Below are 26,896 nucleotides of genomic sequence, written 5' to 3'. Positions count from 1 at the left end.
AGGAGGGACGGCCGCACTGCTGTGGGTAGGGATTCATCATTCGGCGATGCCCAGTGCCCTGAGGCGCGATCAAGAACAACAGCTATTGGCCCCCTCGATTGGTAGCGCCCACGATGCAATTGATCCGGGCCACGCGAGGCGTGAGGCCCGAAGGTGCTCACGCAAGGTGAGCACGGGGCGAACGGCAGCAGCATGCCATGCGGGCGTTTTGATCCTTTTCAGGCGTACAGCGGTGAGCGCTTCCGTTTGAACCGTCGAGCCGGACTGCCGAGGCGTAAGCGCTGGATTGGAAGAGTGCTGGCGCCGGTGGCGCGGTCTGCGCGTCGTTCATTCGAATTCTTGCACGCCGGAGACGCAACAATGTGCGGTTGATGCGTCGGAGATTGCTGGTTACTCGGTCGCTACTCTCCTCGAACTCCTCAGGTGTCCTCCATCGCCATGCTGAAATCGGGGTACGACCCGAGGAGGTCGTCCCGTCCAGGCTGGCCATTGTTTTTCGACCAGTCCGTATCTTCCAGGCGCAATCAGCGCGCTCGACGAGCCGCGGCGCGCCGGCTCGTATCGGATGCTTTTGGGAAGGGCGATCGATGCCGAAGCCGAAGCCTTGGACAGCAGAAGAAGAGCGACGATTGCTTGAGTTACGCCGCGGCGGACTGAAGTGGATTCGCATCGCCGCGGAGCTCGACAGATCCGAAGCGTCCGTCGTCGGCCGCTATCTGAAGCACCTGAAGAATAGGCGGCCAGAGACCGTGCCGGAGCAGGGCAACTTGCCGAAGGCATGCAAACGGCAGCCCTGAGAGACGATTCAAGCTTATACTGAAACGACCAATCACTCTTAGCGCAAGAAGACGAGAAGGCAGGCGTAAGCCCATCGCGGGGAGGCCGGCTTTCGAAGCGCCCTAGCGACGAGGAGAGCGAGCTTGCCAGTGCCGGGCACGTTCTTTGTTCGTCTTGCCGGGTTGCAGAGATCGGAGCCGAGCGAAGAACTAACAGCGTTGGCGCACTCTGCTTGTGGTTCCTTCGAATTCATGCACGTCGGAGGCGCAACATTGCACGGTTGATGCGTGCCGGATTGCTGGTTACTCCGTCGCAGCTCTCCTCGAGCTCCCTAGGTGTCCTCCAACACCTTGGACCACTAGCGGCCTGGCTGGGTCTCTGCCAGGCCGCCTTTCTTTGTTGCGGCGGCATTCGGGCCTTGGCGTGTGGTAAGCTCGTAGGAGCGCATCGCCCTAGAGTGATTCCACCAGAATTACCGTGACAACACCCGCGCGAAAGCCGCGGATGATGCCGACGATCAGATTGCAGGCAGCGCCAAGACCTCGCGCAGGCATCCGACACGCGCGGTGACAGGGTGCGGAGCGAGCAAGCCAGCCGCGGTGAGCCGGCAAGGTCTCTACGTCGCTGGATCGATGATACCAGCGCGCTGTTCTCTGCGGTCAATGTTCTGTTATTCTGTCGCCGGGCAGTCGCCAAATACAGGCCCGCCATTAATCGAACTCGGGAAACCATGATTACGCAGAGCCAACGTCGAACAGCCACCATCGCCGCGATCCTCGACGGTGCACGCAAACTGTTCGCTTCGCGCGGCTTCGCCGAAACCAGCGTGGACGCGATTGCTTCCGAGGCCGGCGTAGCCAAGGGGGCTGTCTACCATCATTTCTCCTCCAAGGAGGAGATCATGGATCAACTGGTCGATGCCGTGCAGGCTGATTTCGCCGTCGAGGTCCGCAAGGCGGCACGGCGGGGCAAGGATCTGGCTGACAGTTTCTCCCGGGGGGTCCTGAAATATCTATTGATCGCCACCGCACCTGCCGCGAAGCGGATCCTGTTCGTCGATGGACCGGTGGTCCTGGGTTGGGAGCGTTGGCGCGCGATCGATGATCGCCACTTTTCGGTTCTCGTTCGCGGCGCACTGGAAGCGCACCTCAGAGAACAGGGAATGCGCGAAGGCAAGGTACAGGCCATCGGCCAACTCGTCGCCGGTGCGTTGCTGGAGTCAGCGTTAGTGTGCGCGACCTCCGACAAGCCCGAGCGCGCAGCGCGCGACATGACAGAGGGATTGATGCATCTATTGAGACCTCTGCTCAGGTGAGCTGCGCGTCACGGCCGCTCCATCTGATCATTGGTGGGTTTGATACGGCTTGTCATTAAATCTGCTTGTCGATCGTGCAGCCACCAGCGATGGTGCTTCGATCCTGCGCGTTGAGCCGCTGGCTCCTCGAGGCGAACGCGTCACATGTCAGGTGCTTTTAGTTTGATCGATGTGATCAAGCGAAGCTGGCAGATCGACGACACGTGGCCCTCACGGCTTTGAAGCGATCGCGAGAAGCGTGATCGCGCGCTCCGGCGTGCCCCAATCAGCCGATAGCTCGACAGCGCTGCGGTCGCCGACGTGTCCTCACGAGCGGTTCTGCGATGGTGTCGCAACAGACTGGCCATGGAGAATTGAAACAGCGCAGCGAATCTGAGCGCGTGCGTTCTGACCCATGCCTATTCGCCGTCCGGATCGAACGCCGTCAGCGCGCCGCGCGGTCGCGCGTCGGTGTTTTGTTCAATTCGAAAGCAAGGCGCGATAATCGATGGCATTGAAATGGCGACGAAAATTCCAAGGAAACCGACCTTGAGTCGGTCGAAACCGACCCGTGGTCTGTTTGTTGATTGGTGCACCTTTGAATTGGAATAGTTCGCATGTTCCGATCGGGTGCTGCGTGTTAGGTCTTGAGCAATATCTGGCGATGCCAGGAGGAACGATGGTGCCGCGAGGCGACACTGCAGGGTCGGAACGGCGGCCTGCAGCAAGCCGCCCGGTCGCCAAGGGGGAAACGGGATGAACCAAGATGGTCTCTGCTCCGGCAGAGGGACCTGCTTGCGAGCCGCGTCCAGAGCCTGCGTGTCGGCAAGTTACATCGAGATGCCAATCAGAATGCAGGGCAGGCCCATATCACAGGGATTGGGATCGGCTGCGCTCGTGTTGGATTACTCCAAGCAGCCAAAACGCACGAGCCGCCCGGCAAATGACCACGCAACAATTGGCCGCTCCGTGATCCGCGTGAGTGGGGTGCGGCGGGATCGCGCGGAGCTCGCGTCCTGGGGAGGGTGCAGATGATGCGCGGTACACGCGCTGCGAGCCGACTTCCAACGGGTGTCTCAACTACCAACCGAGGAGAATGGAATGACGTTGCCGTCTGCGAATGCAATCGGAGCCAGTCAAGCCGCGCTGAAGCGAATGGCCGACCGAGATACGCCGTTCGTCAAGAATGCTTGGTATCTCGCCGCCTATGGGGAGGAGGTCGGGCGTGAATTGCTTGCACGCACCGTGCTTGGCAAGAAGCTTGTGTTTTACCGGACGACAGCAGGCGTCCCGGTCGCGCTCGACGACCGGTGTGCGCACCGATCCTTTCCCTTGTCGAGGAGCACGCTCGACGCCGACACCATCGTTTGCGGCTACCATGGCTTCCGCTATGACGCCGAGGGAAATTGGGTGGAGGTACCGTCCCAACCCAAATGCCCGAAAGGCGTCGGCATCCGGTCCTACAAGCTCGTCGAGCAAGGACCGCTCATCTGGATCTGGATGGGCGAGGTGGCAGACGCCAATCCGTCGCTGATTCCCGACCTTTCCTGGATGCACTCCGCAGACTGGGAGTGGACCAAGGGTCAGATGGACGTCAAGGGCAACTACATTGGCTTGCACGAAAATCTGATCGACCTGACGCATTTGAGCTATCTGCACGCCAACAGCCTGGGCTCGCCGGAATATGCCCGTGCGCCGTTCAACGTTGACCTGTCGGACACCACCTTTGCGGTGGAACGGCTGGTCACTCCGGTGAAGCTTCCGCCGATCTGGAGCCAATCTACCCCCCTTGGCGACACCAAGACCGGCGCGCGCTTCGCCCGCTCCGAATTCGTCTCGCCGGCGCTTCACCTGACCAGCGCGCGCATCTACGATACGGCTCATCCCGAACATGAGCGCAGGTACTACGGCCTGAAAGTGGCGCACCTGATCACGCCGATCAACAATGGCGAGTGCCGTTATTTCGCGATTATCGGGCGTGATTTCGCGCTGGGTAATGTTGAAGTCCGCGACTTCTTCCACAACAGCCTCTACGCCATCCTCAACGAGGATCGCTACGGGCTCGAGTTGATCGAGCCGATTGTGGCTGAGCGTGACGAGGAGTTCTTCGAGGTGTCGGTGGCGAGCGACGCGGCGGCGGTCGCGATGCGCAGGTACATCAAAACGCTCGCGCTGCAGGAGCAGGAGGCCGGCAGGCGTCCGGCGGTCGCGGCCGAATAGTCGAAACGATGATCCAGTCGACAAGGTCGAGCGGGGAATGCTGATGACGGTCTGTTTGCGCTTTCAATTGGCAGATTGGGGCCGAGCCGACCTGCTCGATCTTGAAGCCCTGGACATCATCGACGCGTGTCGCTCGGATGCCAGCGACACGTGGCGGGCCAAGATCCTCAATGCCAGCGGTCGGGTCGCAGGCATCGAGACGGTGGCGGACGATGGGCCGCATAGGGCCGTCGTCGAGCTTCTGTTCGATGAAGCCGAAGATGCCGCGCGCATCAGACGGAAGTTCAAGTCCCGTCTTGGAGAATCCCTGACGGGTCCTTGAAGAATGACTTGTGGATGGATGCGGTTGATCGGAGGGCGGGCGCTCGAGCAGCGGTGTTGATCCGGGACCTCGATAGCGATCGCTCAGCGATCGCATCGACTGGATCGATGATCGCGGCGAGCTGACCGCAGACGCGCGGACGAACGAGCGTCCGGCCAAGCGCGGTTGCCGGGCTGGAAATGAACGATGGAAGTGCCGGCCGCGCGGCCAGATCCGGGATCGGGGCGGGCGAGCTGGTGCGAGGAGGGTGGACTGCATGGGCGCGAAGAAGGTGCTTTGCTCAAGCTGCGATATCTATTGTCAGGTGCTCGTCGAAACGAATGATGACGGTACGCTGAAGATCAAGGCCCAGGATCCGCGGCCAGGGTGGGCCAACATCTGCATCAAGGGGGTCCACGCACCCGAGGGCTTCGATCATCCCGACCGTATTCGCTATCCGCTCAGGCGGGTCGGAGAGCGAGGCTCGGGACGTTGGCAGCGGGTATCCTGGGACGACGCGCTCGATGACATCGCGTCCCGGCTCGGACAGATCATCGCGTCGGATGGGCCGGAGGCGTTTGCCGTCTCCGAGAGCCCGTGGAACGTTCAGAGTGGCAACGGCATGTCGCGCCGCTTCATGAACCTGCTGGGCGCCCCAAACTGGATGAGCGGCATCGCCTTGTGTTCCGGAAACACCGCCGCAATCAACCGAATGGTCTACGGCTGGTACCCGTTTCCTGACTACTCGAAGACCAACTGCATTGTGCTGTTCGGCCACAATCCATGGAAGCACAGCTGGACCCCGATCCACAATTCGATTCGCCAGGCGCAAGCGCGTGGCGCCAAGCTGATCGTCCTTGATCCCCGCAAGAGCGAGAATGCCGAAGTGTCCGATCTCTGGCTTCCGCTGCGAGCCGGGACGGACGCCGCAATGTGTCTCGGCTGGATCAACGTGATCATCGACGAAGGGCTCTACGACGCCGAATTCGTCGACAAATGGACCGTGGGCTTCGATGCGCTCAAGCGCCGCGCGCGCGAGTATCCGCTCGAGCGGGTGGCCGCGATCACCGGCGTCGCGGCCGAGACAATTGCCGAAGCTGCGCGGCTGTATGCCACCTCAGGGCCGGCGATCATCCCATGGTCGCCGATCACCGATCAGCAGCGCAATAGCACGTCGGCGATCCGCCTGCAGTGCACGTTGCGCGCCTTGACCGGCAATATCGATGTTCCCGGAGGCGAGATCCTGCACGGCTACCACCCGACCGTGATCAACGACTCCGAGCTCGAACTGCACGAGGTGCTTTCCGGGCGGCAAAAGATGAAGCAGCTTGGTGCCGATACTTTCCCGGCATTTACCTATCGAGGCACCGCCCCGCTCGGAGAACCCACGCGGCGCGTCTGGGGGCATGAATACGCAAATATCGTTGCGGGCAGCTACATGGCCAACCCGACCAGCGTCTTTCAGGCGATGTCCGAGCAGACGCCGTATGCGGTCAAGGCATTCCTCAGCGTGGGCAACAACACGATGATGAGCTTTGCCAACATGCAGCTGATCTACCAGGCCCTGATGAAGCAGGAATTGGTCGTCGCCTTCGAGCATGTCATGTCACCCACGGCGCAGCTGGCCGATTATGTCCTACCTGGCGACAGCTGGCTTGAGCGCCCGGCGCTCTCGGACAGCTTTGGTTGGACCTCGGCGATGCGCTCATCGCAGCAAGTGACCGCTCCGCAAGGCGAGTGCCGCAACGTGTACGATCTGTGGAAGGGGCTGGCCGACCGAATGGGCATTGGCCAGTTCTTCCCCTGGAACAATGTCGGCGAAGTGCTCGACTTTCGCGTTGCTCCGATGGGCAAGACGTTTGACGAGTTTGCGCGCGATCACGCAGTGCATATGGAAAGGCTACGGTTCAGGAAGTACGAGGCAACGGGCTTTGCCACGCCGTCCGGCAAGGTCGAATTCTACTCCAGCATTCTGGAGGAGCTCGGCTTCGATCCATTGCCCTATTATCGCGAGGATCCACCGGCCGACGACCGCTTCCCGCTGACGGCGTTCACGGGAGTGCGCGAGCCGGAGTTTTTTCAGACCGGTCAGCGGCATATCGCGTCGCTGCGAGCGCGCAACCCGGAACCTCGGGCTTTCCTGCATCCCGTGGACGCCGCGGCGAGCGGTATCCGCAGCGACGACTGGATCGAGGTGATTACGGAACAGGGCCGCTGTGTGGCGAAAGTGGCAATTCAACAGAGTATGCCGAAAGGATTGGTCCGCGTGCCGCACGGCTGGTGGAAGCCCGAGACGCGGCAGGGGGCGGATTATCTCAGCGGTGCGTGGACACATGCTGATGCGCAGATTTGTCCTGACCGGCCCGAGTATCTCGATCGGGAGCAGGGCATTCCGCATCTGCGCGGCATTCCCTGTGCCGTCAGGAAGGTGGCGGCGCCACTCGATGACTTGGCGGTCGAGCAAATGTTGCAACCTGCCCAGTAGTTCTCAGCTTCGTGGTGACATTCCCTGCGGCGAGGGAGGGCAGGACTTCCGAAGGTGCCACGCCCTGCAGCGTCGCGGGCGACGCTTAGACTGAAGCTCGTTCATTTGCGAACAATAAAGTGGGAGCAATTATGCTCGGAATGATGATGAATACCCCGTTGCAGATCTCGGCGATCCTGCGACACGCGGAGGCCTATCATGGCGCTACGGAGATCGTCTCCCGCACCGTCGAAGGGCCGATGCACCGTTATACCTTTGCCGATATGGCCAAACGGGCCAAGAAGGTCGCCAATGCCCTGCAGCGCTTTGGCCTCGAACGAGGTGATCGTGTCGCAACGCTGGCCTGGAACGGCTATCGACACCTAGAGCTCTATTACGCGATATCCGGCTCTGGTTACGTGTGCCATACCATCAACCCCCGTCTCTTCAGCGAGCAGATTTCGTTCATCATCAGACATGCCGGCGACAAGGTGCTGTTCTCTGATCTCACCTTCCTGCCGATCCTGGAGATGATCGCCGACACATTGAAGGGGCTGAAGGCCGTGGTGATCATGACCGACGACGCGCATATGCCAAAGTCGGCGGTGCTACCAAACCTTCTCTGCTTCGACACGCTGATCGCCCAGGAGCCCGACGAATACCAATGGCCGGTGTTCGATGAGAATACGGCATCGGGACTGTGCTACACCTCCGGCACGACCGGCGAACCGAAGGGTGCGCTCTACAGCCACCGGTCCACCGTGCTGCACGCTTTGGCGCTGAGCCTTCCCGACGTGCTCGCGCTGTCGGTGCGCGAGGTGATAGCGCCGGTCGTGCCGATGTTCCATGTCAACGCATGGGGCATACCCTATGCCGCGCTCGTCACCGGAACGAAGCTCGTGTTGCCTGGTCCGAAGTTGGATGGCGCCAGCCTGTACCAGCTGTTTGCGGAGGAGGGCGTTACCGTCACGGCCGGCGTGCCGACGGTTTGGCTCGCGCTGCTGGACTGGATGGATGCGAACCAAAAGGAGTTTGGATGCCTGCGGCGCGTGTTCATTGGCGGGGCCACGCCAGGGCCGAACATGATGAGCCGCCTGCACGCCAAAGGAATAAGCCCGCACCAAGGCTGGGGCATGACCGAGACCAGTCCGATCGGGCTCGCCACCGCCCTCCTGCCGAAGCACAAAGCGCTGCCGTTCGAACAGCGGATCGCGCTGGAAGTCAAGCAGGGCCGGCCGGTGTTTGGCATGGAGTTTCGCATCGAAGGGGCGGATGGCAGGCCGATTGCCCGTGACGGAAAGAGCTTCGGCTCGATGCTCGTGCGAGGTCCATGGGTCGCCGCCGGCTATTTCAACAGCGAAAAAACCGCGGCACACGAGGTCGAGGGCTGGTTCAACACCGGCGACGTCGTCACGATGGATGAAGACAGCTTTGTCCAGATTGTCGATCGCACCAAGGACGTGGTGAAGTCCGGCGGCGAATGGATCAGCTCGATCGAGCTTGAGAACATCGCTCAGGCGCATCCTGCGGTCAAGGAGGCCGCTGTCGTTGCGCGGCCCGACAAGCGCTGGGGAGAACGGCCCGTGCTCGTCGTCCAACTGAAGCCTGGCGCGACGTTTTCGCGGGCAGATCTGACCGAGCTCTACAACGGTAAAGTCTCCAAATGGAGCATTCCCGACGACATCGTCGTGCTCGACGAATTGCCGCATACCGCGACTGGCAAGCTTCTCAAGCGGGAGATCCGGGAGATCGTGCTTGACAGATTTGTTGGCCGCTTGACCCCAGATGATGTCGTCCATGAGTTCCCTTGAACGATCGACCGCGGCCAGGCCGACCAGTCAAATTTGCCGGCAACGGGCCCGACCGGGCGCGCAGCATGTCGGGGAAGGGGCCGCCTGAAATCATGATGGTACCAAAGTCGAGAGGGCCGGCTGGTCTTCGGGAGGGACTATGAGGACGTTTCTTGTGTCGTTGTTGGTTTTGGGCGTGCTGCTTGGGGCAACCGTTTTCAATCGCGTCACGCCATTCGTGCTAGGGATGCCGACATTTTTTATGTGGGCCCTGTTGAACGTTCTGTTCACGTCGGTGATCATGTTTGTGATTTTGCGCATCGATATGGCCGCTGGAAAGATCGAAGAGTAGCTTTCGATGAATGCATCAATCGCAATTATCTCCGTCGCATTCGTTGGAGCCGTGGTGGTCGGCCTTTTGGCGCGTGGCGGTCGCAAGATGGGTCTTGAGCAGTGGAGTGTTGGGGGCCGTGGATTCGGGGCTGCGCTTGTCTTCGTGCTGCTTGCCGGCGAGATCTACACTACGTTCACTTTTCTGGGCGCCAGCGGGTTCGCGTACGGGAAGGGGGGAGCCGTACTGTATATTATGACCTACAGTTGCCTAGCCTTTGTCTCATCGTACTGGCTGCTGCCTCCTATATGGCGGTTTGCTAAGGAGCATCGCCTCTTAAGCCAGCCAGACTTTTTTGTGCAAAAGTACGATAGCGAGTTGCTGGGTGTGATCGTTGCAATCGTCGGCCTGGTCGCGACGATTCCCTATCTTGTCCTACAGTTCAAAGGGCTCGGCATTATTGTCGAAGTTGCCTCGTCGTCGGCCTTCTCGCCCGCCGCAGCAATAGTCATCGGCGCTGTGGCAATGACGACCTACGTCGTGGCGTCCGGGGTCCATGGCTCTGCCTGGAATGCATCAATCAAGGACTGCATGATCTTCCTTACGTCTGCCTTCCTTGGGATCTATCTTCCCTATCATTACTATGGCGGCATCGGGGCGATGTTCAGCGCGATCGAGGAAGCCAAGCCGGGCTTCTTGGCGCTGTCGGTCCCTGGTACGGGTCCCGTGTGGTACTGTTCAACGATAGCCATCTCGGCGCTCGGCCTGTACATGTGGCCGCATACATTCGCTTCAATCTATACATCGAGGTCGGCGGTGACGTTCAAGCGTAACGCAATCTACATGCCGCTTTATTCGTTGGTCATGCTCTTCTCGATGCTGGTTGGTTTCGCGGCCATCCTTCGGGTTCCTAACCTGACCGGTGGTCAGATAGATCTCGCGTTGCTCAAGCTTTCCGTGGCCACATTTGATCCTTGGTTTGTCGGCGTTATTGGTGTCGCCGGTGTTCTCACGGCGCTGGTGCCGGGCTCGATGATGCTGATCGCTGCGTCGACATTGTTCGCTACAAATATCTATCGAAGGGGATTTCCAAATACGTCGGATGAATCCGTGTCGGTGGTCGCAAAGTGTGCGGTACCTGTCATTGCGGCGATAGCTGTATATCTAACGGTCAATGGGGGAGACAGCATCGTTTCTCTGCTGATCATGGGCTATAGTATTGTAACTCAACTATTTCCAGCATTGGCTGCCAGTCTGCTTGCGAACAATCCGATTCACCGAAGTGCCGCCGCCGCAGGAATCGTTGCGGGCGTGATCACCGTCGCAATAGTGGTCACCTTCAAAATCAATCTGGCAGTCCTCATCCCGTGGGCACCGCCCGAGGTGCAAGACATAAATGCTGGGTTCATTGCACTGGGCGTCAATCTCGCCGTTACGTTCAGCTTGAGCGTGCTTGTTCGGCGGCGGACGGTAGTTGCGTTGAGTTGATCAGTGTGTTCACAGCTCTCGAAGAGGTAAGGACAAACTTGGGGTCGCTGAGCAGTTGACCGGTCCTACGCAAACGAGCGCCAGCTATCACCGAGAAACGTCATCGCTGCGATTTCTGACCATGTTTGGTCACTGTCCGACCCGCTAGGTGACAAAATGGACCAAACGAGACGTTGGGCGCGTTGCCTGCGGTAGCTGGTCGACCGCCAACGACCTGACCTCTGTCTTCCCACGGACATCGAACTTCTATGGCTTTGCGGCCTTCATCAGATTGTTTCGAAGCCGGGCGATAGACTTTTGCAAGGCGGCGAACTCGTCAGGGGGAAGGCCTGTGGCGCGAAGTGTAAGCTCGCCGTATCCAAGTCCCTTCTCGCGCAGCTGACGGCCGCGTTCGGTCAAGAACACGCGAACGACGCGCTCATCATCATGATCCCGTATCCGACGCACATATCCCATCGCCTCCAGGCGCTGCAGCATAGGCGTCATCGTGCTTGGCTCGACGAACAGCTTTTCGCTGAGCCCCTTAACGGTTTGTCCGTCCTCCTCCCAGAGCGAGATGATCGCAATGTATTGCGGGTAGGTGACTCCAAGTTGTTCGAGCACTGGCCGATAGACCCGCGAATACGCGAGGTTGGCCGAATAGATCGTAAAGCACAGGAAGTCGGCCAGTTGGTCGGCTTCAGACCTCTTTTTCGGTTTGCGGCTCAATGACCTCTTCCCCTAACGATTTGGACAATAACCACACTTGCCTTCCGTCCATTCCTAAATTGCATACGATAATAATAGTTATGAAATCAATGAAAGAGGCCAAAGGCCGAGATGGGCTATGGATGCGATGAGGCGATTGGGGGACATCGGCGGTGCTGGTGTGATTGCGGGCCCGTAGCTGTCAGGCGCGCCGGAACCCGGGTTCGATGAGCGGCTCGAGCGCCAACCGCGGACGGCGGTCTGGCTGGTCTACCGCGAATCCGAGACCCGAAACGAGGGGAGCCGCATCCGCAACGCTTTGACGCATTGGCCGCGCGGCATTCCTGACGTCCATCCGCCTCACGACCATGGCCCGGGACGGCGCACGCGCGGGGCCAGGGCAGCCGATCGATGCGTTTTGATCGCCTCCGCGCTGTGGTCAGAGGCGGGCCTCCAGGGCAAGTCAACGCGACTGGCACCGGCCGGCGCACCGCGTGGATGCGCCGACACCTCGCAGGATTGATCGTCAGATATCGTAGAGGCCTCTGGCGAAGGCGCCGAGACCCTTTGCGTCGAGCAGTTTGAGCGGGGCACGAAACGTGACGCGCACGACGCCTGGATGTCTACCGATCTCGATGGCGCCTGCCATTGTCGCCCGATTCATGACCTCGGGAATGCTCAGCCCGAGCAGGCTGGCCGCTCGTTCGAGGCCGTTATTGGTAGCCTCGTTGAGATTGGCGCCAGTGCCGATGAACGTGACCGGCGCATCCGCCTCGATTTCGGCCACACCCTTCTGGCGCGCAAGCGCGTGGGCGCGGCGGCGCTCGTCGTCACTGAGCGGGCGCGCAAGGAAGGGCAGGTCTTCGGCAACCGGAAACAGGATCGGGCCATCGATATTCAAACCCTTGATCACGCTCACTTCCAGCGTGACGGTTCCAGCCACGTCGCAGGTGTGGCCGGCGATCTCGCCGTCACCCTGCAGTGCATGCATGTCGCCCATATAGACGCCGCCTCCAGGTACCTTGACCGGACAGATCAGGACAGCGCCTCCGCGTACGGAGTTTACGTCGAGGTGCCCATCAGTCTTGTGCTGTACGAGCTCCGCGGGCGTCAGGGCGTAGATGTGGGGCGCGCCGAGCAGGAATGTCCCAAAATCCCCGGCATTATGGGAGTCGGGCATTGCTTTCGACGGCGTCGTGCCAAGTTGTCCCAGGAAGGGCCGAAGACGCGTGACCAGTCCCACCAGGTCTGCTGGCGCGAAGGTCAGGATCGGGTGCTGGATCGAGGCATCCGGCAATGCCATCAGGCGATCAGCATCGACGGCCATGGCATTAGCCGCCGACTTGTCAACCGTGACGCCGATCCGGCGCTCGTCATCAAACGCAATGGTATAGCCATTGGCAAAGGTGAATGGTGTCGCATCGGCGCCGCATTGCGTGCAGCGGATGGCGGTCTCGCCAATGCCGTCGATGCGCGTACGCGGCCAGTTCGTGCCGCATCCTGGACAGACGGCCGCGCAAAACGGATCGCCGTTGAAGCGCCCAGACATAATCTTGTCGTTGCCCGATGCGGTCGCCGCCGACGTCACCACGAGTGATCGAATCCGGATGGCAATCGCGTCGCCAACATCTGCGCCTTCGACGGCGACCGGCCGGGTCACCTCATGGCCTCCCCGGATCGCCGGGGTGATCATCGGCCCCCAGCAGCCGGGTGCGGTGTTCGCGATGATGACACCGCCGTCGGCGACCGGGCCGAGCATGCGTTCACCCGGATCAAGAACGCCGTTGGTCAATTCATTGACAAACACAGTACGGGCGGCAACCCTCGTGGCTTGCCTCACTTTCTCGAGCATATCGGCGTCCTCACTATTGGTGCAGCGCAGGCTGCGGATTGCGTTTTGATGCGGGGCAGGCTGTCGTGCCGGAACATGAGCCGCGGCGGCGCTCCAAATGGGCGGCATTCGGCGGAGCCGGCAGGGCGGCTCGCGAGCTGCGCGCGCCACGAGCAAGCAAGCCGTTCCACCTCCCTCAGACCGATCGCGCGCCCCGAGGGAAGTGGCACCAGTTCGGATCAGATGAGATTGATCACGACGTCGATATTGCCGCGGGTTGCCTTGGAGTACGGACAGATCTGGTGGGCGCCGTCGACGAGCGTCCGTGCAACCTCCCTTGGCAGGCTCGGAAGACTGACGTTAAGACGCGCCTGCAACAGAAAGGCGCCGCCAGTAGTGCCGAGGTCTACTTCTGCATCGACGCTCACATCGGCCGGCAAGGCAACCTTTTGTTCGCGCGCGACAATGCCCATAGCGCCAATAAAGCATGCCGACCACCCGGCCGCGAACAACTGCTCAGGATTGGTGCCCTTGCCGGTGCCGCCAGGCGGCGACAGCTTGATGTCCAGGTGACTGTCGGAAGAGCACGCCGTGCCGTCGCGGCCGCCGGTCGTGCGGGTCTTGCCGGTGTAAACAACATTTTCAAGTCGGGTCATTTTGGTCAGCTCTCGATTGATCTATATTCGAAGGTAAGGAGTGGTTTCAGTCGACGTGGATCCGTCGTGTCCTGAGCTGCGCGCGAGCAGGCGTCTTCACCGCGAGGCGTCGCGGAGCGTCCTGAACGAATCCCGGACCTCCTGCACGAAGAGCTTCGGCTGTTCCCACGCCGCAAAGTGTCCACCCTTCTCGAGCCGGTTGTAGTGAATGAGGTTAGGGAACGCCCGTTCTGCCCAGCTGCGCGGCGCCGCGTAGATCTCGTCGGGGAACACGCTTACGGCGACCGGAATTTTGACACCCTTCGGCGCAAAGAACGCGAGCTTGTTTTCCCAGTACAGCCGAGCCGACGAGACAGCGGTTTTGGTGAGCCAGTAGAGCGTGATGTTGTCGAGCACGTCGTCGCGGCTCAGGCCCTCCGGCACGCCATCGAAGACGCGACTGATCAATTCCTGGCTGCGGGCGTCGTGATCGAGCATCCAGGCAGCCAACCCAATCGGCGAATCCTCGAGCGCGTACAGCGTCTGCGGCCGGTTCGCCATCTCCTGAGCGTAGCCGAGGCCATGCTTGTAGAAGAAGTCGAGCTGATCCCAGGCATGCCGCTCATCTGCCGAGAGACCTGACGGTGCGGGGGAGCCCAGCTGGAGCGCCTTTGCAACCTCGTCCGGGACGGTTGCGGCCATGTTGGTATGAATGCCGGCGAGCTCGGGCGGCGCGAGCAGCGCCATCTGCTCAGTCACGGCGTCACCCCAATCGCCACCCTGGGCGACGAAGCGGGTGTATCCGAGCCGCTTCATGAGCGTGATCCACGCCCGCGCGATGTGAACCGGATCCCAGCCGGTCGCGATCGGCTGTCCCGAGAACCCATAGCCTGGCAGGGAAGGCACCACGACATCGAAGGAATCGGAGGCGCTTCCGCCATGCGCCTGCGGATTGACCAGGGGATCGACGATCTTGATCTGCTCGATGATCGAGCCGGGCCAGCCGTGAGTGATGATCACGGGCAGGGCATTCTTGTTTTTCGATCGAACGTGGATGAAGTGAATATCCGCCCCGTCGATGTTGGTCTTGAACTGCGGCAAGGCGTTCAGCCGCGCCTCGACTTTGCGCCAGTCGTAATTGGTCGCCCAGTATTGCGCGAGCTTTTGCATGGTCGAAAGCCGCACGCCCTGCGATGCGTCGGTTTCCACGGTTGGCCACCGTGTGGCGCGTATCCGGCTGCGCAGGTCTGCGAGAGCGTTCTCGGGAATTTCGATGCGGAACGGGCGGATTGCGTCGGTGTTGGACGCCCCGAGCGCAACGGGCGGGAGCAGGGTAGCCCCGATAGCAGAGGTGATGCCGGCGGCGGCAAAGCCCAGTAGCTGGCGGCGCCGGTGATTGATCGACTCGGCATTGGCCGAGGCTGAGCGCGCGGCGGGTTCAGCACGATCTTGCATTCGAGTTACTCCACGATAGCTTGGATCATAATCATTATGATACTAATCAGACTCCGATCACGCTATGCAAGCGATTAATGCTTCGTTTCATAATTATTTTAGAGCGGCCTGCGCCCCGTTCTGAAATGACAGGCGGCTGATCAGCCCCGCCTAGGCCGCTCCTTTAAATCCGCATTTGTGGCAGATGCCCGATAATCGGAGACCAGTGTTGATTTGTTCTACCAACGCGGGCGGGCCTCGGCGGGGAACGGTGAACGTCCGCGCTGGGATGAATGCGGTGACTCGCGGCGGCCGCCACACGCAGCTTCTGCAATCCTCTGAGAAGAGCCGGCTACAGGCCAATTGCGGACACGCCTACCCTGATCGAGACCTGCAAGATGAACGACGTCGATCCGCAAGCCTGGCTCGCTGACGTGGTGGCCCGGCTTCCAGATCACCCCGCAAACAGAGCCGCCGACCCACTCTCTTGGAATTGGAAGGCGAGCCGACACTCCAAAGCGGGGCTGCCGGCTGAGCGCCACGGTAGACCGGCGCGCCTGCCAAGGGGCTGGCCGGATGCGTACGTCCGATATCACCGAACAACCGGTCCAACGTGTCGGAGCGTACGAACTGAATGGGGAGCGCGCTGTGTGAAGCGAAACCAAGGGCCGAACGGGAGAAGGCACGTGCAGCGGAAGATCAGTTTGTCGGATCTCTTCTCCGCCCAGTCCGAAGTACACGGGTATGATATCAATCCAGAAACTTGTCGGTCGGGCACGCGTGCCCTGACGGCTGCCCTAGCATCGTCGCTCGGCCCGGCAGCAACTTTCGCATGAGAGGAGGCACGACGGCGTATGCCCAGGACAACACCCCACGATTACTACGACGCTTTCGTTAGCCCCAACTACGATGATTATCGGCAGCTGCCTCAGGATATTCGACGAGGTTTTAATGCCTGCGTTTCCGCATCGCAGTTAGCCGATATCATGATTGCTTACTATGAAGTCGAAGATCCGACGCGCATCGCGACTTGGAAGAGAGCGACCAACCGCCAAACATTGCGAGCCTTGCGGATCGATCTCTGTAACAGGGAGCCATATTTCACGACGGTCCAGAGCGCAGCGACCGCATATAAGCACCTGCACGCAAGGGGAGCGCACTACGATATCAGTACAGCGGGCTCATTGGAGAGTGTTTCGATCGATCCGGATGGGTCGCTTTCTATCGAAACCACATATGACGGGCCGGACGTAATCGTGCGCCGGCGGGACGGTTCCGAAGTTTCGCTGACGGCTGCGCTTGAAGCTGTGGTTGAGCGTCTTTGGCCGTCAGTGCTCCGTGTTGGTTAGTTAGGTCCCTGTGCTCACGCCGTCGCGCCCCGCTGCGATGGAGTATTTGCCATCCGGCGATCGCTTCATCGCTCTTCAAAGCGGTTTCCGCTGCGCCAGATTGTTCACCCGAGTTCTGTTCATATCGGCCATTGCCTGCTTTCCAACGTGGTCAGCGACCCGCAAGGGCAGGGACGTTCCATGTTGGTCTCCGTGGGTAGATTTCACCATCGCAACATTGCGAGTCATCAGGTTACGGCGAGCTTCCAAAGCCCATCACACGCCGATATCCCTCGTCGCTGCCCTTGGGAGGTTCGCCACGATGGTGAAAAGGTTGAAGATGTTTGGTGTGGGTGAAGCTTGCGCCGCTTCGAGGGTTTCGTAAAGTGCGACGAAACCGGGGGGATTTATGGCCGAGAAGTGGTTTTCAAATCGGGGGCAGTTGATTGAAATCGGAATTGCGGCTGCCGCCCTTGCACTGGGCGTTTATGCTTCGGACTTGCCTGTAAGGCGCGGGTGGGAAGGATTTGTGGCCATTTGGCCGATTTATGTTTTTCCGCTCGCCGCTTTGGTTCTTGTCCACCTCAGTATGCGTGGAATGTCAAAGAAGCTCGATGAGATTTCTGCGGCTAAGTCGCCTGTGGAAAAGCCGGTCGAGAGGCAGGTAGAGCCAGCAATTGAGGCAAAGTCGCCAACTTCACTACTCGACCTCGTTAAGTTGCCAGACTCGAAGTGGCTTCTGGACGACGCCAACATCGAGACAGTTTGCGTAAGTGTTGGGAGCTATTGGGAGACGGGTGCTACCTATAGTTCGAACAAACTTCGCATCTCACCTCTCGCTATCGATGGCGAGCCAGGAGAACGCAAAGCGGATGTTGGCTTCAAGTACGGTGGGATCGTTTTCCACGGCGGGGAGCACGTCACCGAGATTTCGACAAATCGGTTTATGATGCCGATAGCAACGTCCGGCTTCCAAAGCGAGGAACGGATGGTTTATGAATACAGCTTTTCAGACGAGCACGTTCAGTTTCTTGCTATTCGGGTCGATGGCGTCGACTCGCATTCACAAGAGGTCATTTTTCAAGTTGCACGGGTACGTGTTAGCTTCCGCGTGCCGCGCTCCTCCGACCCAAAATAGCTTTGTGCGAAATATTTCGGCGGAGCGCTTGAAGTATACGATTTGCGCTCGCACGATGAGTCTAATCGGGCATGATCCGACACCAAGTTGAAAGGCTTGCCAATAGCAGCTTTTCCGTGTGATTTCAGCAAATGCTCAAGGTCTATGTGGACGATAGCAGTGTAGGTGCAGAGCCCATTTCCGTCCTCGCAGGATGGGCGGCAGACGAGAAGGCTTGGGCGAGTTTCGAGAAGGAATGGGCGGCAGCCTTGGGAATGTCACCGCGGCTCGAATACTTCAAAGAGGCCGAGGCCAACGGCCGGCGTGGGCAGTTTGCCGGTTGGAGCGATCAATCTTTCAGTGATCGGATGCACCTGTTCACTCGCATCATCGCGGATCATAAGCTCGTGGGCGTGGTGTCCGCTGTCCCAACCAAGCTTTTCACCGACATCTTTGCGAATAATCCCGACAAAATCCTACGCTACCCCTACTACTTCATGACGTACGACCTCGTGTCGAGGTATGCGCTTTGGCTGGAAGCCGTCGGATATCAAGACAAGGTCCAGTTCATTTTCGATGAGCAGAAAGGTCAACAGGAAGCGATAGAAACCTCGTGGCGGCGCACATTTGAAACTGATTCCGGTCGGATGAAAGATATCATCACCGAGTACCCGATATTCCGTAGCGATCGGTCTGTCATGGCGCTCCAGGCCGCTGATTTCAGCGCCGGGTATCTTCGACGTGATCTCGTTGAGCATTTGGGCGGTAGAGAGCATGTTGTCCCGCCCTGGATATCCAACATGGAAAAGACCGAAATCCTCGGCAAGTTCTGGGACGAGGATGCGCTCATAGAGTATGCGACGATTCACCCCGAGTTTCGGGAGAAGATGAGAAGACTGCAAAGCTGAACCGTACGCTTGCGAAGCCAATCGCCTTGCGGAGATCGAGCCGTTATGGCGAGGGCGTATAGGTCGATTTCATGGAGCCGAATACAAGCGGGTCGAAAGCGGCTTCGATATAAGGAAACAGCTTCACCATATGCAGGCAGCCCACGCCTAGAGCGCTGCTGGCGAACTCCAAAGCAAAGCCAGCGGTGGCTCGCGGTGCGCCACTGTCATTTGCAAAGATCCGGTTCACGCCAGTGCGAGTGAATGCGAGCCCCATCGAGTGCGCATGGGAAGATAGGTACTTGTAGATACCTCCGGTCGTTGCATCGCCCCAACCAAAGGCCAGCATTTCCTGATGGCGTCCGGTGACGAACATGTCTTTGCCGCTGAGTAGGTTTTTCTTCTTCGCTTGTGGAAGGGCTTGAAAGGCGGGATTGTTCTCCAGCTTCGTTCTCAACTCCTTGAGAAGCTTCTCGGGTGGTCCTTTTTGCGTAGGGTCTAGACCGGTCAAAAATTGACCGCGGTTGATGTTGGATGACATCCTTTCTGCATTCCCACTCATCCGGGGAGAGGTCATCGTTTGTGAAGTAGAGCAGGACGGCCATATTCTCGATTAGGGCCCGCGATAAAGCGGCAATGGACGCATGGTCAAGGTAGACCGCGTTGTTTGCTTTCTGGGGGTCGAATAGCCGGATCAAGCTTTCGGCCGTAAGGCAGCCGCGAAGAAAGAGCCATGTCGTATATCCGCGGCTCGGCTTGGGCATGTGCACGCCCACTTTATTACTGATGAACTGCGCTTGAGCGGTGATCCATTTGAACTTCGTTTTCTTGTCGTTGAAAAACTCTTCGGCCTCCCGGTCATTCTTCGAAGGCTTCTTGACCTTAGGCGTGGCCATTGTTTTCAATCTTCCGAAGCTGAGGCATAAGCACCTAACAGGTGCAGTACAGGTGAGCTTCCCGAATAAAGAGAATCAGTTCAGAATAGGCAAGAGCGGCAATCCCGCTAGGCGTCCTAAGAGCCTGACTGAAAAATGGGTGAGTGATCTCAGTGGGGTGTGATTCCATCGGATTTGCAAAGATTCGAGGGAGAGCACGATGCCCTGGACCAAGATCACTCGGGAGCAATATCGGCGGGACGATCTGCGTTATGCAAGCGATATGACCGATGCGGAGTGGGCGGTGATCAGACGCCTGTTGCCGCGAGCGAACCGGCGCGGCCGGCCGCGTAAGACGGAGCTGCGTCGTGTGATCGAAGCGATCCTCTATATCGTTTCGACCGGCTGCCAGTGGCGGGCGTTGCCGCAGGAGTTCCCGCCCTATTCGACGGTGCAGGGCTATTTTTATAGATGGCGGGATACAGGCCGGTGGCAGAGGATTGTCAGCGTGCTTGTCCGACGGGCGCGAAAAAAGCTTGGACGGACACCGAAGCCGACGGCAGCCGTGATCGACAGTCAAAGTGCGCCAACCACGCAAGCTGGCGGACCGCGCGGCTACGATGCAGGCAAGCGCATCTACGGCCGCAAGCGGCATATCGTGACGGATACCAATGGCCTCCTCCTTGGGGTTCATGTTCATCCGGCCAACGTTCAGGACTGCCATGGCGCCGTACCGCTGCTGAAGAACGTGCGGATGAACTTCCCCCGGCTGCGCCACGTCTTTGCCGACCGGATCTACCGCGGAAATCAACTCCTCGACGCGCTCTCAGACTGCGGTCCATGGACTGTCGAGATCGTCGAGCGGCCTCAAGGCGTCAAAGGCTTCCAGCTTCTGCCGAGGCGGTGGGTGGTTGAACGCACATTCGCTTGGTTCGGCAGATGCCGCCGCCTCGCCAAGGACTTCGAGGCGACGGTGGCAACCGAAGCTGCCTGGCTGCTGATTGCACACATCAGGCTCCTGACCCGCAGACTCGCGGCTGCAGCTAAGGTTGGGTGATTTATGAGTCAGACTCTAAGGAGTCTGTGAGCCCCAAGGCCGAGCTTCAGAAGCTCATGGACATCGTTCTGAAGGGTGAAATCAACCCGCTCACCGATCTGCCAGAGGATATGCCGGCAGGGCGCTAGGTCGCCTTGAACCTGGCTCTCGCTGCCGTGGCGGATAGCAAGCTGGAAGCCATGAAAGCTGTGGTCGAGCATCTGGACGGCAAGCCAGCCCAGTCGCTGAACGTCGGCGGGCAGGATGACAACCCGGTGCAGGTCGACGGCACTCTCAAGGTTGTTTTAGTGAGGCCGCAGGAAAGCTCCAATGATTGAGCCACGAAATAAGCTTGATCATCGACGATTTGCCGATACCCCACGCACCGGAGACCCCGATCGATATCGGACGGCCTTTGGCCTGGACGATGATCTGGCCACGGTTTCGGCGACACCGGAAAAATTCAGGAAATCACGCTCGGTCTCGTTGTCGGGCCGCGTGGTCGCCTCACGCAGGGGCACCTCTCCGGTTGTAACTTTCCGGTCCCAAATGCCTAAAATTTAAAGCGTCGCCCACATTTAGTATTGGCACGGAAATTTCCAATACATGTTGCACCAGCCTGCAACCCTATGTAGAAGGGCGCACGCGGCTCGCTTACCCCGGTGGCTGCAGCATTTTTTTAATATCTTTCAGAGGCTTGCATGAAGAAGCTCGCGATCTACCTCGACGGCACCTTCAACACGCTCAACAACAATACGAACGTCTGGCGGTTAAAGAGCCTGACGGCGGAGACCGCCGACCAGCGCGTCTATTACTCGCAGGGGGTCGGCACGATCCGCGGAGAGGTCGTGCGCGGCGGCGTCGCCGGCTACGGGATCGACGACGAGATCATCCACGCCTACACGTGGCTGATCGAGAACTTCGAAGACGGCGACGAAATCTTCATCTTCGGCTTCAGCCGTGGGGCTTACACGGCCCGGTCACTTTCCGGACTGATCAGTAAATGCGGAATCCTGCGGCTCGGCGCACCGCTTTCGATCGAGCAACTCTACGCCCGATATCGGCTTTACGTCGCGCCGACGATCAGGTCGCTGCTCGGAAATCCGTTGCCGACGGACGCGTCCCTCGAGGAGAAATGGCTGACGAAATATTCGCGGCCGACGAAGATCAAGTTCATCGGGGTCTGGGACACGGTCGGCTCGATGGGCATTCCCGCCACAAGTGCCGAAGCCAAGGTCCACAAGTACCGCTTCCTCGATACACATCTGCGCCTCGATAACGAATACGCCTTTCATGCTCTGGCACTCGACGAACATCGCGCGGACTTCGATGCGACTTTCTGGACACGGACCGTGAAGACCGGGGAGGCGGGGGCGCCCGAGCGTACTCTCGAGCATGTCGAACAGCGCTGGTTTGTTGGCTGCCATGCGAACGTCGGCGGCGGCTACGCGAGCGATCCGCTGTCCCAGCGCCCGCTCGTCTGGCTCATGGACAAGGCCGGCGCTCTGGGCCTGGCCTATCGGGACAAGGTCGAGATCGACGTGACCGAAATAGTCCCGGCGATCAACGATTCCTACAGCGAGTTCGGAAAGGGGTTCTATCACTACTTCTCGAAGCGGTTTTTTCGTTCCGTCGGCATCGCGCCTGAGAAGGGAACGGCGGCAACGACGTCGCGCATCAACGAGACGATCGATGGTTCGGTGTTCGACCGCTGGCGTGCCGAGACGTCCTACCGTCCGCAGAACCTGGTCGCGTGGGCTGAGGCGAAGAAGGTCGATCCAGCGAAGCTGGTCGGCGCCGTCATGGCGGCCGATCCCAAGGTCGGCGTGCCGCAATAGGTCATGACGCCGGCGACCGAGCGCGCGGTATAGGCGCGGCGGCGGTGGATTGCCTGCCTGCCGGTGCGGTCTAGGCCGCCGTCCTGACCGAGCTTCGCCGAATTGTCGGCATCGGCCCCTGCAGGACCTGACTGTCGGGGGACAGCACGGACCGAACAACGTCGGTGGAATTTCTCCGCGCCCGATCTTCGCATTCCATGGCGTAGGCCTCCGCGAGCGCGGCGTCGCGCGGCGACAACATTGCCGCAACCCGGCGCGCCTGCTCCGCCCGGGTCGTCCAAGCCCCGCCATTACCCCAGCTTGCGTTGCTCGTCATTGGAATCACCCCTTTGTCCCAAGTAGAGTTGACCGCCGGGAAGGCGGAATCTCAATTCTTGAAAATGGCCGTGAATCGAGTCCGTCTGTACCGATTCGTCCGCCGCGGGCCGGCCAATCGAGCGCGGATTTAGACCGCTTTTGGACCGGCATACCCGGCTAGGCGCTGATTCCAAGCGACGGTTCGAGCTTCTGTCGGTCGACGGCCCGCCCGCTGAATTCGGTGAAAAGCTTTGCCGCCCCTTTGGCTTTCTCGAGGTATTTCGCGTAAGCGACCGCGCCGGCCCGATCGATCGCGCCTTGCAGGGTCATTGCGGCCGCGCTCACGGCGGAGCCGGAAGTCAAGGACGTGGTGAATGCGGCCTCGCGAAACTCCGCCTCGGCTGCTCGCAGGTCGGTCAACACGGTATTGAGCTGAGAGGCGCCGGTCGGTGAAGCCAGCTTGCCCGCGATGTAGACGACCTGGCTCAATCCCAGAATGCCGAGGATGTTCTGGGGCACCGTAAAGGACGACAGTTGCGAGATTCCGCCGATGAAGAGGGCGCCCCCGACTGCAGCCGTAAAGAGCAGGCTTTGAAAGCGGTAGACGTCGAAATTGCCATCGCTGGAGATCAGATCATAGAACGTCGGCTGCGCCGCGGCGCGGATAGCAGGGCCATCGTACCATCCCTTATTGAGGAGCCATGCCTCATTGGCCGGTTCGATGGCTGTCTTCGTTGAATCCGCGCCCTTGGCCATCGCCGCGCCGATGCCTGAAATCCCAAGCAACTGCAGAACCGTCGTCGACAGATCGGACAGGATGCCGATCCGAAGCACCACGAAAGCCAGCATTCCAAAAACCAGGATTGTGAAGAAGAACACCTGGAAAGCCGACAGGCTGCCACGATTATCGGGGCCGGCGGTGATGCGGATCGGATTCCAGGCTTGCGCGCCGCGGAGCGGTTGGCCGGAGACATACATGAAGGCCTTCGCCGCCATGAAATAGGCCACGATCACGATCAGCACGGCAACCACGACGCTGGACAGCAGCGGGCTCACATAGACCGGCATATATGAAACATTAAACGGCCTTCGCGTGTTGTCACATTGATAGATGTATAGGTTGCGTTTAGTCCAGAATCCGGCTGCGCCCGCGGGAACATCGACCGAAACGATCGTGTCACCGGCGCTTAGCAGGCGCCGTGCGACCAGATCATCGGTATCACCGGCTCTGCGCGCGCGTGCACCATGCCGGCTGTCATCGCGGGGCGAGCTGTTATCATCAATAATGAGCGCGAAATAATGAGCGTCGGAGTCAAGCGAGCTGGTGAGCCCGAAATCGACAAGACTTCCTGCAGGGATGAGGCTTCCGTTGTAGATAATCGCCGGACTGTTTGCCGTGTTGGCAAGCTTTCGGAAGACCTCGCCACCGGCACAGTCGGGGACCGGTTTGCGCGCTGCCCTGGCGGCGTCCTTTACGCTTGCCGGCGGCTGCGCGGTGCTGCTCGCGGCGGCAGCCGCGCTGCCCTTGGTCGTTGCCGGCGTTGTAGGTTCGAGCGAGACATCGGGGGCTGCGGCTCTCGACGGGCCAAACACCACAAGACAAGCGATGAGCGCGATGGTTCCGATCAGGCCAATCGATTTTTGCCGCCCGACCGTGATCGGGGCGGTTCTTGCAACGTCGATCAACGCTCGTCTCCAATGAAAAAGCAATGCGGTAATGAAACTACCTTAAATAGTATTGACACCGGCCTGCGCGAGCGAGCAAGACCAGCCGTGACGGCGACAGTTATGCACAGAAATCCCCACACGATGCGTGTCGACCATGGCTACTCGCCGAACCCTTGAGGCGGCGGTGGTGATGGTGGTGGAGATCGGCGTGGAGAAGCACGGGACCTGGACGTCCGATCGCACTCGCGATGGAATGGAGCGTCCCCGTCTTACACGTCAGCGCTTTTGATTACTGACCGTCTCGGCGCTGACGCCGATCCTACGACGATACCGCGAGGGTCCTCGGACGCCACGATCTCTTCGAGCGCCATTCATCGCTTTAGCTTCGCTTGCAGGCCCTTCCACCCGGTGACTGCGTGGCCTGAGGCAGAACGGCTGGCCGTCCGCCGCAACAAAAAAGTAGAGATCAGCTAACCTTTCGAATCCGTGTGTTCGGAACAGCGCTTACCTCAATTCTTTCTAATTGAATGACAATTTTTGTTTACGGGCATGACGCGTCTACGAGGCGTAGGAAGTTGCTCAGCAACCGGTGGCCCTGTTGAGTCAGTATCGATTCCGGATGGAACTGCACGCCATATGTGGGCTGATGATGATGCGCGAGAGCCATGATCTCGCCCTCGTCCGAACGTGCTGTTACCACGAGGGGGCATGGGCATGATTCATCAAACTCGACGACGAGGGAATGGTAGCGCCCCACACAGAGCGGCGACGGAAGCTCTTCAAACAGTTTTTGGCCGTCATGCATAATGCGGGCGGCTCGTCCGTGCATGGGTCGCCGCGCACGCGCGATCCGCGCTCCAAAGACGCTGCCAATACATTGGTGTCCCAGGCAGATGCCGAGAATCGGGACGCGACCGGAGAGCTCACGAACGATCGCTGTGGAGATTCCGGCTTCGACTGGTGTGCAGGGGCCCGGCGAGATCACCACTGCGCGAGGCTTTAGCCGGATAAGATCACTAATGCTGATCGCGTCGTTCCGAATGACCTCCGTCCGTTCCCCAAGCTCTCGAAAGTAGCGGGCGACATTGAAGACGAATGAATCGTAGTTGTCGATGATCGCAATCATGACACGATTGCAGGCTCGGTATGAAACGCCTCGAAGATGCGCTGCGCCTTAGCGAGCGTTTCCTCGTATTCGGCGTGAGGCTCCGACAGCGCCGTGATCCCACCACCCGCATGAAAGACCGCCAAACCGTCGTTAATCGTTACGGTTCGGATCGCCACGTTGGTATCCATGCGCCCGCTGAAGCCGATGAAGCCAATTGCTCCGCAATAGATCTCTCGCGCAATACGCTCGATTTCCGTGATGATTTCCATCGATCGCACCTTAGGGGCTCCGGTGATGGAGCCGCCCGGAAAGCAAGCCTGCAACAGAGTGACGGCGTCTTGGTTCGCGGCGAGGACGCCGGTCACAACTGACACGAGGTGATGCACGGAAGCATAGGATTCAAGGTCGCAAAGCATAGGGACGTCGACCGAATGAGCAGTGCAAACGCGCGACAGATCATTGCGCAGGAGGTCGACGATCATGGTGTTTTCGGCGCGATCTTTATCAGACGAGCGTAGGAATGCAGCGCGGCGCTGGTCTTCCATCGGATCTGCCGAGCGCGCGATCGTACCCTTGATAGGTCGCGTTTCGACCTGTCGTCCGTCGAGCCTGAGGAATCGTTCCGGCGAGCTAGATGCAATTGTCAGCTTGCCGTAAAGCAGCAGGGCCGCAAAGGGCGCAGGGTTTAAGGAACGAAGCCGGCAGTAGAAGGCCAGAGAGTCAAATGCGGCCGACAGCCTGGCGCTAAAGCGCTGGGCGATGTTGGCCTGAAAGATGTCTCCCGCCAAAATCAAGTCGATGACGCGCCGTACCTCAGCGATATAGCGCTCGCGGCTGAAGTTCGAATGCCATGCACTCACTTCGTTGCCGGAGTTAGTCTGAAGCGACTTCGGGCGGGCAAGCAGGGCCACCAGTTCATCGGCTCGGCGTCGTGCGCGCTCATTGCGATGCGCCGGATCCTGCTCTGGCCAGCCAGTCGAAACGACCCATAACCGATCGGCACTATGGTCAAAGGCGAGCACCACGTCATAGAAATGTACGATCGATTGAGGGAGCCCAAGACCAGGCATTGCGGGCGGCGGCAGTCGCTCCAGTGTCCTGTTCATATCATAGGCAAAGAAGCCGGCGGCGCCCCCCTGGAACGGAGGAATACCGGGGTGATGACCCTGGGGATATCTAGCAAGGAGGTTGCGAAGAGCGCACCATGGATCGCCAGCGAGGGCCTCTCCGTTGCACGACGCCTGTCCGTTCACAACGATGAACGTGCTGAACGGATCGCAAGCCACATACGAATAGCGCCCCAGCGACTCATGCTTCGCGGCGCTATCGAGAAACGTCAGGTAAGGCCGATCTGCGAGAGATCGCATCGCGGTAACGGGTTCGATCCAGTGCAGCTCGCTGATGTGCATTGGCTTTGGCTTATCTATAACAGCGCGCTGGAAGACCCGGACTTGTGCTTCGTCGCATTCAACTGGCGCGACGGGCGAGAC

24 protein-coding genes and 1 pseudogene are annotated in these 26,896 nt (G+C 59.7%); 15 read left to right on the top strand and 10 right to left on the bottom strand.

What is annotated here, in order from left to right; translation table 11 throughout:
- Positions 1-587: 587 nt before the first annotated feature.
- Positions 588-797 (top strand): Myb-like DNA-binding domain-containing protein, encoded by a 210-nt coding sequence (locus ACVMIH_RS11675; RefSeq protein ID WP_456861798.1) that lies wholly within the window; start codon positions 588-590, stop codon positions 795-797.
- Between the two features lie 710 nt (positions 798-1,507).
- The gene (locus tag ACVMIH_RS11670; RefSeq protein ID WP_456861796.1) at positions 1,508-2,092 is read left to right on the top strand and encodes a helix-turn-helix domain-containing protein; all 585 of its coding nucleotides are present in this window, start codon (positions 1,508-1,510) and stop codon (positions 2,090-2,092) included.
- Between the two features lie 398 nt (positions 2,093-2,490).
- Here ACVMIH_RS11670 and ACVMIH_RS11665 read toward each other — a convergent pair whose 3' ends face one another.
- Positions 2,491-2,799, bottom strand: a complete 309-nt coding sequence (locus ACVMIH_RS11665; RefSeq protein ID WP_456861795.1) for a hypothetical protein — start codon at positions 2,797-2,799, stop codon at positions 2,491-2,493.
- A 427-nt stretch (positions 2,800-3,226) separates the two neighbouring features.
- On the opposite strand from ACVMIH_RS11665, the gene ACVMIH_RS11660 reads away from it, so the two are divergent.
- From ACVMIH_RS11660 to ACVMIH_RS11635, 6 genes are all read left to right on the top strand, one after another.
- Positions 3,227-4,291, top strand: coding sequence for a Rieske 2Fe-2S domain-containing protein (locus ACVMIH_RS11660; protein WP_456861793.1), 1,065 nt, complete (start codon positions 3,227-3,229; stop codon positions 4,289-4,291).
- Between the two features lie 37 nt (positions 4,292-4,328).
- Positions 4,329-4,613: a hypothetical protein gene (locus ACVMIH_RS11655; protein ID WP_456861791.1), complete on the top strand. Its 285-nt coding sequence runs from the start codon at positions 4,329-4,331 to the stop codon at positions 4,611-4,613.
- Positions 4,614-4,869: 256 nt separating this feature from the next.
- Positions 4,870-7,077 carry a molybdopterin-containing oxidoreductase family protein gene (locus ACVMIH_RS11650; RefSeq protein ID WP_456861789.1) on the top strand — a complete coding sequence of 736 codons (2,208 nt, stop codon included), beginning with the start codon at positions 4,870-4,872 and terminating at the stop codon, positions 7,075-7,077.
- A gap of 131 nt (positions 7,078-7,208) precedes the next feature.
- Complete coding sequence (locus tag ACVMIH_RS11645; RefSeq protein ID WP_456861787.1) at positions 7,209-8,867, top strand: long-chain-fatty-acid--CoA ligase; 1,659 nt, start codon at positions 7,209-7,211, stop codon at positions 8,865-8,867.
- Between the two features lie 139 nt (positions 8,868-9,006).
- Positions 9,007-9,198 (top strand): DUF3311 domain-containing protein, encoded by a 192-nt coding sequence (locus ACVMIH_RS11640; protein WP_456861785.1) that lies wholly within the window; start codon positions 9,007-9,009, stop codon positions 9,196-9,198.
- 6 nt (positions 9,199-9,204) lie between these two features.
- Positions 9,205-10,665 (top strand): sodium:solute symporter family protein, encoded by a 1,461-nt coding sequence (locus ACVMIH_RS11635; protein ID WP_456861783.1) that lies wholly within the window; start codon positions 9,205-9,207, stop codon positions 10,663-10,665.
- 246 nt (positions 10,666-10,911) lie between these two features.
- On the opposite strand, the gene ACVMIH_RS11630 is transcribed toward ACVMIH_RS11635, so the two are convergent.
- The 4 genes from ACVMIH_RS11630 to ACVMIH_RS11615 all read right to left on the bottom strand — a co-directional run bounded on the left by ACVMIH_RS11630 (position 10,912) and on the right by ACVMIH_RS11615 (position 15,273).
- Positions 10,912-11,373 (bottom strand): MarR family winged helix-turn-helix transcriptional regulator, encoded by a 462-nt coding sequence (locus ACVMIH_RS11630; RefSeq protein WP_456861781.1) that lies wholly within the window; start codon positions 11,371-11,373, stop codon positions 10,912-10,914.
- 505 nt (positions 11,374-11,878) lie between these two features.
- The gene (locus ACVMIH_RS11625; protein WP_456861779.1) at positions 11,879-13,204 is read right to left on the bottom strand and encodes an acetamidase/formamidase family protein; all 1,326 of its coding nucleotides are present in this window, start codon (positions 13,202-13,204) and stop codon (positions 11,879-11,881) included.
- 218 nt (positions 13,205-13,422) lie between these two features.
- Complete coding sequence (locus ACVMIH_RS11620) at positions 13,423-13,839, bottom strand: organic hydroperoxide resistance protein (protein WP_456861777.1); 417 nt, start codon at positions 13,837-13,839, stop codon at positions 13,423-13,425.
- 96 nt (positions 13,840-13,935) lie between these two features.
- Positions 13,936-15,273 (bottom strand): epoxide hydrolase family protein, encoded by a 1,338-nt coding sequence (locus tag ACVMIH_RS11615; RefSeq protein WP_456861775.1) that lies wholly within the window; start codon positions 15,271-15,273, stop codon positions 13,936-13,938.
- A gap of 359 nt (positions 15,274-15,632) precedes the next feature.
- Between ACVMIH_RS11615 and ACVMIH_RS11610 the strand changes: the two are divergent.
- The 4 genes and pseudogenes from ACVMIH_RS11610 to ACVMIH_RS11595 form a co-directional block, all read left to right on the top strand.
- Positions 15,633-15,761, top strand: a pseudogene (locus ACVMIH_RS11610) (transposase domain-containing protein); the annotation flags it as partial.
- A 345-nt stretch (positions 15,762-16,106) separates the two neighbouring features.
- On the top strand, positions 16,107-16,601 hold the full coding sequence (locus ACVMIH_RS11605) for a hypothetical protein (protein WP_456861773.1): 495 nt from the start codon (positions 16,107-16,109) through the stop codon (positions 16,599-16,601).
- A gap of 388 nt (positions 16,602-16,989) precedes the next feature.
- Positions 16,990-17,718: a hypothetical protein gene (locus ACVMIH_RS11600; RefSeq protein ID WP_456827620.1), complete on the top strand. Its 729-nt coding sequence runs from the start codon at positions 16,990-16,992 to the stop codon at positions 17,716-17,718.
- 131 nt (positions 17,719-17,849) lie between these two features.
- Positions 17,850-18,605: a DUF3800 domain-containing protein gene (locus ACVMIH_RS11595; RefSeq protein WP_456827619.1), complete on the top strand. Its 756-nt coding sequence runs from the start codon at positions 17,850-17,852 to the stop codon at positions 18,603-18,605.
- Positions 18,606-18,648: 43 nt separating this feature from the next.
- On the opposite strand, the gene ACVMIH_RS11590 is transcribed toward ACVMIH_RS11595, so the two are convergent.
- Positions 18,649-19,125 (bottom strand): hypothetical protein, encoded by a 477-nt coding sequence (locus ACVMIH_RS11590; RefSeq protein ID WP_456861771.1) that lies wholly within the window; start codon positions 19,123-19,125, stop codon positions 18,649-18,651.
- A 554-nt stretch (positions 19,126-19,679) separates the two neighbouring features.
- Here ACVMIH_RS11590 and ACVMIH_RS11585 point away from each other — a divergent pair.
- Together ACVMIH_RS11585 and ACVMIH_RS11580 are read left to right on the top strand one after the other, a co-directional pair.
- Positions 19,680-20,516: an IS5 family transposase gene (locus ACVMIH_RS11585; RefSeq protein WP_076824982.1), complete on the top strand. Its 837-nt coding sequence runs from the start codon at positions 19,680-19,682 to the stop codon at positions 20,514-20,516.
- 134 nt (positions 20,517-20,650) lie between these two features.
- Positions 20,651-20,833, top strand: coding sequence for a hypothetical protein (locus ACVMIH_RS11580; protein WP_456861769.1), 183 nt, complete (start codon positions 20,651-20,653; stop codon positions 20,831-20,833).
- On the opposite strand, the gene ACVMIH_RS11575 is transcribed toward ACVMIH_RS11580, so the two are convergent.
- Positions 20,790-20,894, bottom strand: coding sequence for a hypothetical protein (locus tag ACVMIH_RS11575; RefSeq protein WP_456828446.1), 105 nt, complete (start codon positions 20,892-20,894; stop codon positions 20,790-20,792). The two genes, ACVMIH_RS11580 and ACVMIH_RS11575, sit on opposite strands and share 44 nt — an antisense overlap.
- Before the next feature lie 302 nt (positions 20,895-21,196).
- On the opposite strand from ACVMIH_RS11575, the gene ACVMIH_RS11570 reads away from it, so the two are divergent.
- Positions 21,197-22,333 (top strand): DUF2235 domain-containing protein, encoded by a 1,137-nt coding sequence (locus tag ACVMIH_RS11570; RefSeq protein ID WP_456861767.1) that lies wholly within the window; start codon positions 21,197-21,199, stop codon positions 22,331-22,333.
- Between the two features lie 474 nt (positions 22,334-22,807).
- Here ACVMIH_RS11570 and ACVMIH_RS11565 read toward each other — a convergent pair whose 3' ends face one another.
- The 3 genes from ACVMIH_RS11565 to pabB form a co-directional block, all read right to left on the bottom strand.
- On the bottom strand, positions 22,808-24,316 hold the full coding sequence (locus tag ACVMIH_RS11565; protein ID WP_456861765.1) for a hypothetical protein: 1,509 nt from the start codon (positions 24,314-24,316) through the stop codon (positions 22,808-22,810).
- A gap of 523 nt (positions 24,317-24,839) precedes the next feature.
- The gene (locus ACVMIH_RS11560; RefSeq protein WP_456861763.1) at positions 24,840-25,424 is read right to left on the bottom strand and encodes an anthranilate synthase component II; all 585 of its coding nucleotides are present in this window, start codon (positions 25,422-25,424) and stop codon (positions 24,840-24,842) included.
- Positions 25,421-26,815: an aminodeoxychorismate synthase component I gene (gene pabB, locus ACVMIH_RS11555; protein ID WP_456861761.1), complete on the bottom strand. Its 1,395-nt coding sequence runs from the start codon at positions 26,813-26,815 to the stop codon at positions 25,421-25,423. Before pabB ends, ACVMIH_RS11560 begins: the two co-directional genes overlap by 4 nt.
- Between the last annotated feature and the right edge of the window lie 81 nt (positions 26,816-26,896).

It is taken from the genome of Bradyrhizobium sp. USDA 4503 (assembly GCF_054055815.1).
Note: the sequence above shows the minus strand (reverse complement) of the source record. Positions and strands in the feature narration are given on the sequence as shown.

Coding starts and splice junctions, on each gene's coding strand:
- ACVMIH_RS11670 (WP_456861796.1), top strand. CDS start 1,508: ATGATTACGCAGAGCCAACGTCGAACAGCCACCATCGCCGCGATCCTC.
- ACVMIH_RS11615 (WP_456861775.1), bottom strand. CDS start 15,273: ATGCAAGATCGTGCTGAACCCGCCGCGCGCTCAGCCTCGGCCAATGCC.
- ACVMIH_RS11560 (WP_456861763.1), bottom strand. CDS start 25,424: ATGATTGCGATCATCGACAACTACGATTCATTCGTCTTCAATGTCGCC.
- ACVMIH_RS11585 (WP_076824982.1), top strand. CDS start 19,680: ATGCCCTGGACCAAGATCACTCGGGAGCAATATCGGCGGGACGATCTG.
- ACVMIH_RS11660 (WP_456861793.1), top strand. CDS start 3,227: ATGGCCGACCGAGATACGCCGTTCGTCAAGAATGCTTGGTATCTCGCC.
- ACVMIH_RS11640 (WP_456861785.1), top strand. CDS start 9,007: ATGAGGACGTTTCTTGTGTCGTTGTTGGTTTTGGGCGTGCTGCTTGGG.
- ACVMIH_RS11635 (WP_456861783.1), top strand. CDS start 9,205: ATGAATGCATCAATCGCAATTATCTCCGTCGCATTCGTTGGAGCCGTG.
- ACVMIH_RS11625 (WP_456861779.1), bottom strand. CDS start 13,204: ATGCTCGAGAAAGTGAGGCAAGCCACGAGGGTTGCCGCCCGTACTGTG.
- pabB (WP_456861761.1), bottom strand. CDS start 26,815: ATGCACATCAGCGAGCTGCACTGGATCGAACCCGTTACCGCGATGCGA.
- ACVMIH_RS11620 (WP_456861777.1), bottom strand. CDS start 13,839: ATGACCCGACTTGAAAATGTTGTTTACACCGGCAAGACCCGCACGACC.
- ACVMIH_RS11605 (WP_456861773.1), top strand. CDS start 16,107: ATGCCCAGGACAACACCCCACGATTACTACGACGCTTTCGTTAGCCCC.
- ACVMIH_RS11650 (WP_456861789.1), top strand. CDS start 4,870: ATGGGCGCGAAGAAGGTGCTTTGCTCAAGCTGCGATATCTATTGTCAG.
- ACVMIH_RS11655 (WP_456861791.1), top strand. CDS start 4,329: ATGCTGATGACGGTCTGTTTGCGCTTTCAATTGGCAGATTGGGGCCGA.
- ACVMIH_RS11675 (WP_456861798.1), top strand. CDS start 588: ATGCCGAAGCCGAAGCCTTGGACAGCAGAAGAAGAGCGACGATTGCTT.
- ACVMIH_RS11595 (WP_456827619.1), top strand. CDS start 17,850: ATGCTCAAGGTCTATGTGGACGATAGCAGTGTAGGTGCAGAGCCCATT.
- ACVMIH_RS11590 (WP_456861771.1), bottom strand. CDS start 19,125: ATGTCATCCAACATCAACCGCGGTCAATTTTTGACCGGTCTAGACCCT.
- ACVMIH_RS11600 (WP_456827620.1), top strand. CDS start 16,990: ATGGCCGAGAAGTGGTTTTCAAATCGGGGGCAGTTGATTGAAATCGGA.
- ACVMIH_RS11570 (WP_456861767.1), top strand. CDS start 21,197: ATGAAGAAGCTCGCGATCTACCTCGACGGCACCTTCAACACGCTCAAC.
- ACVMIH_RS11645 (WP_456861787.1), top strand. CDS start 7,209: ATGCTCGGAATGATGATGAATACCCCGTTGCAGATCTCGGCGATCCTG.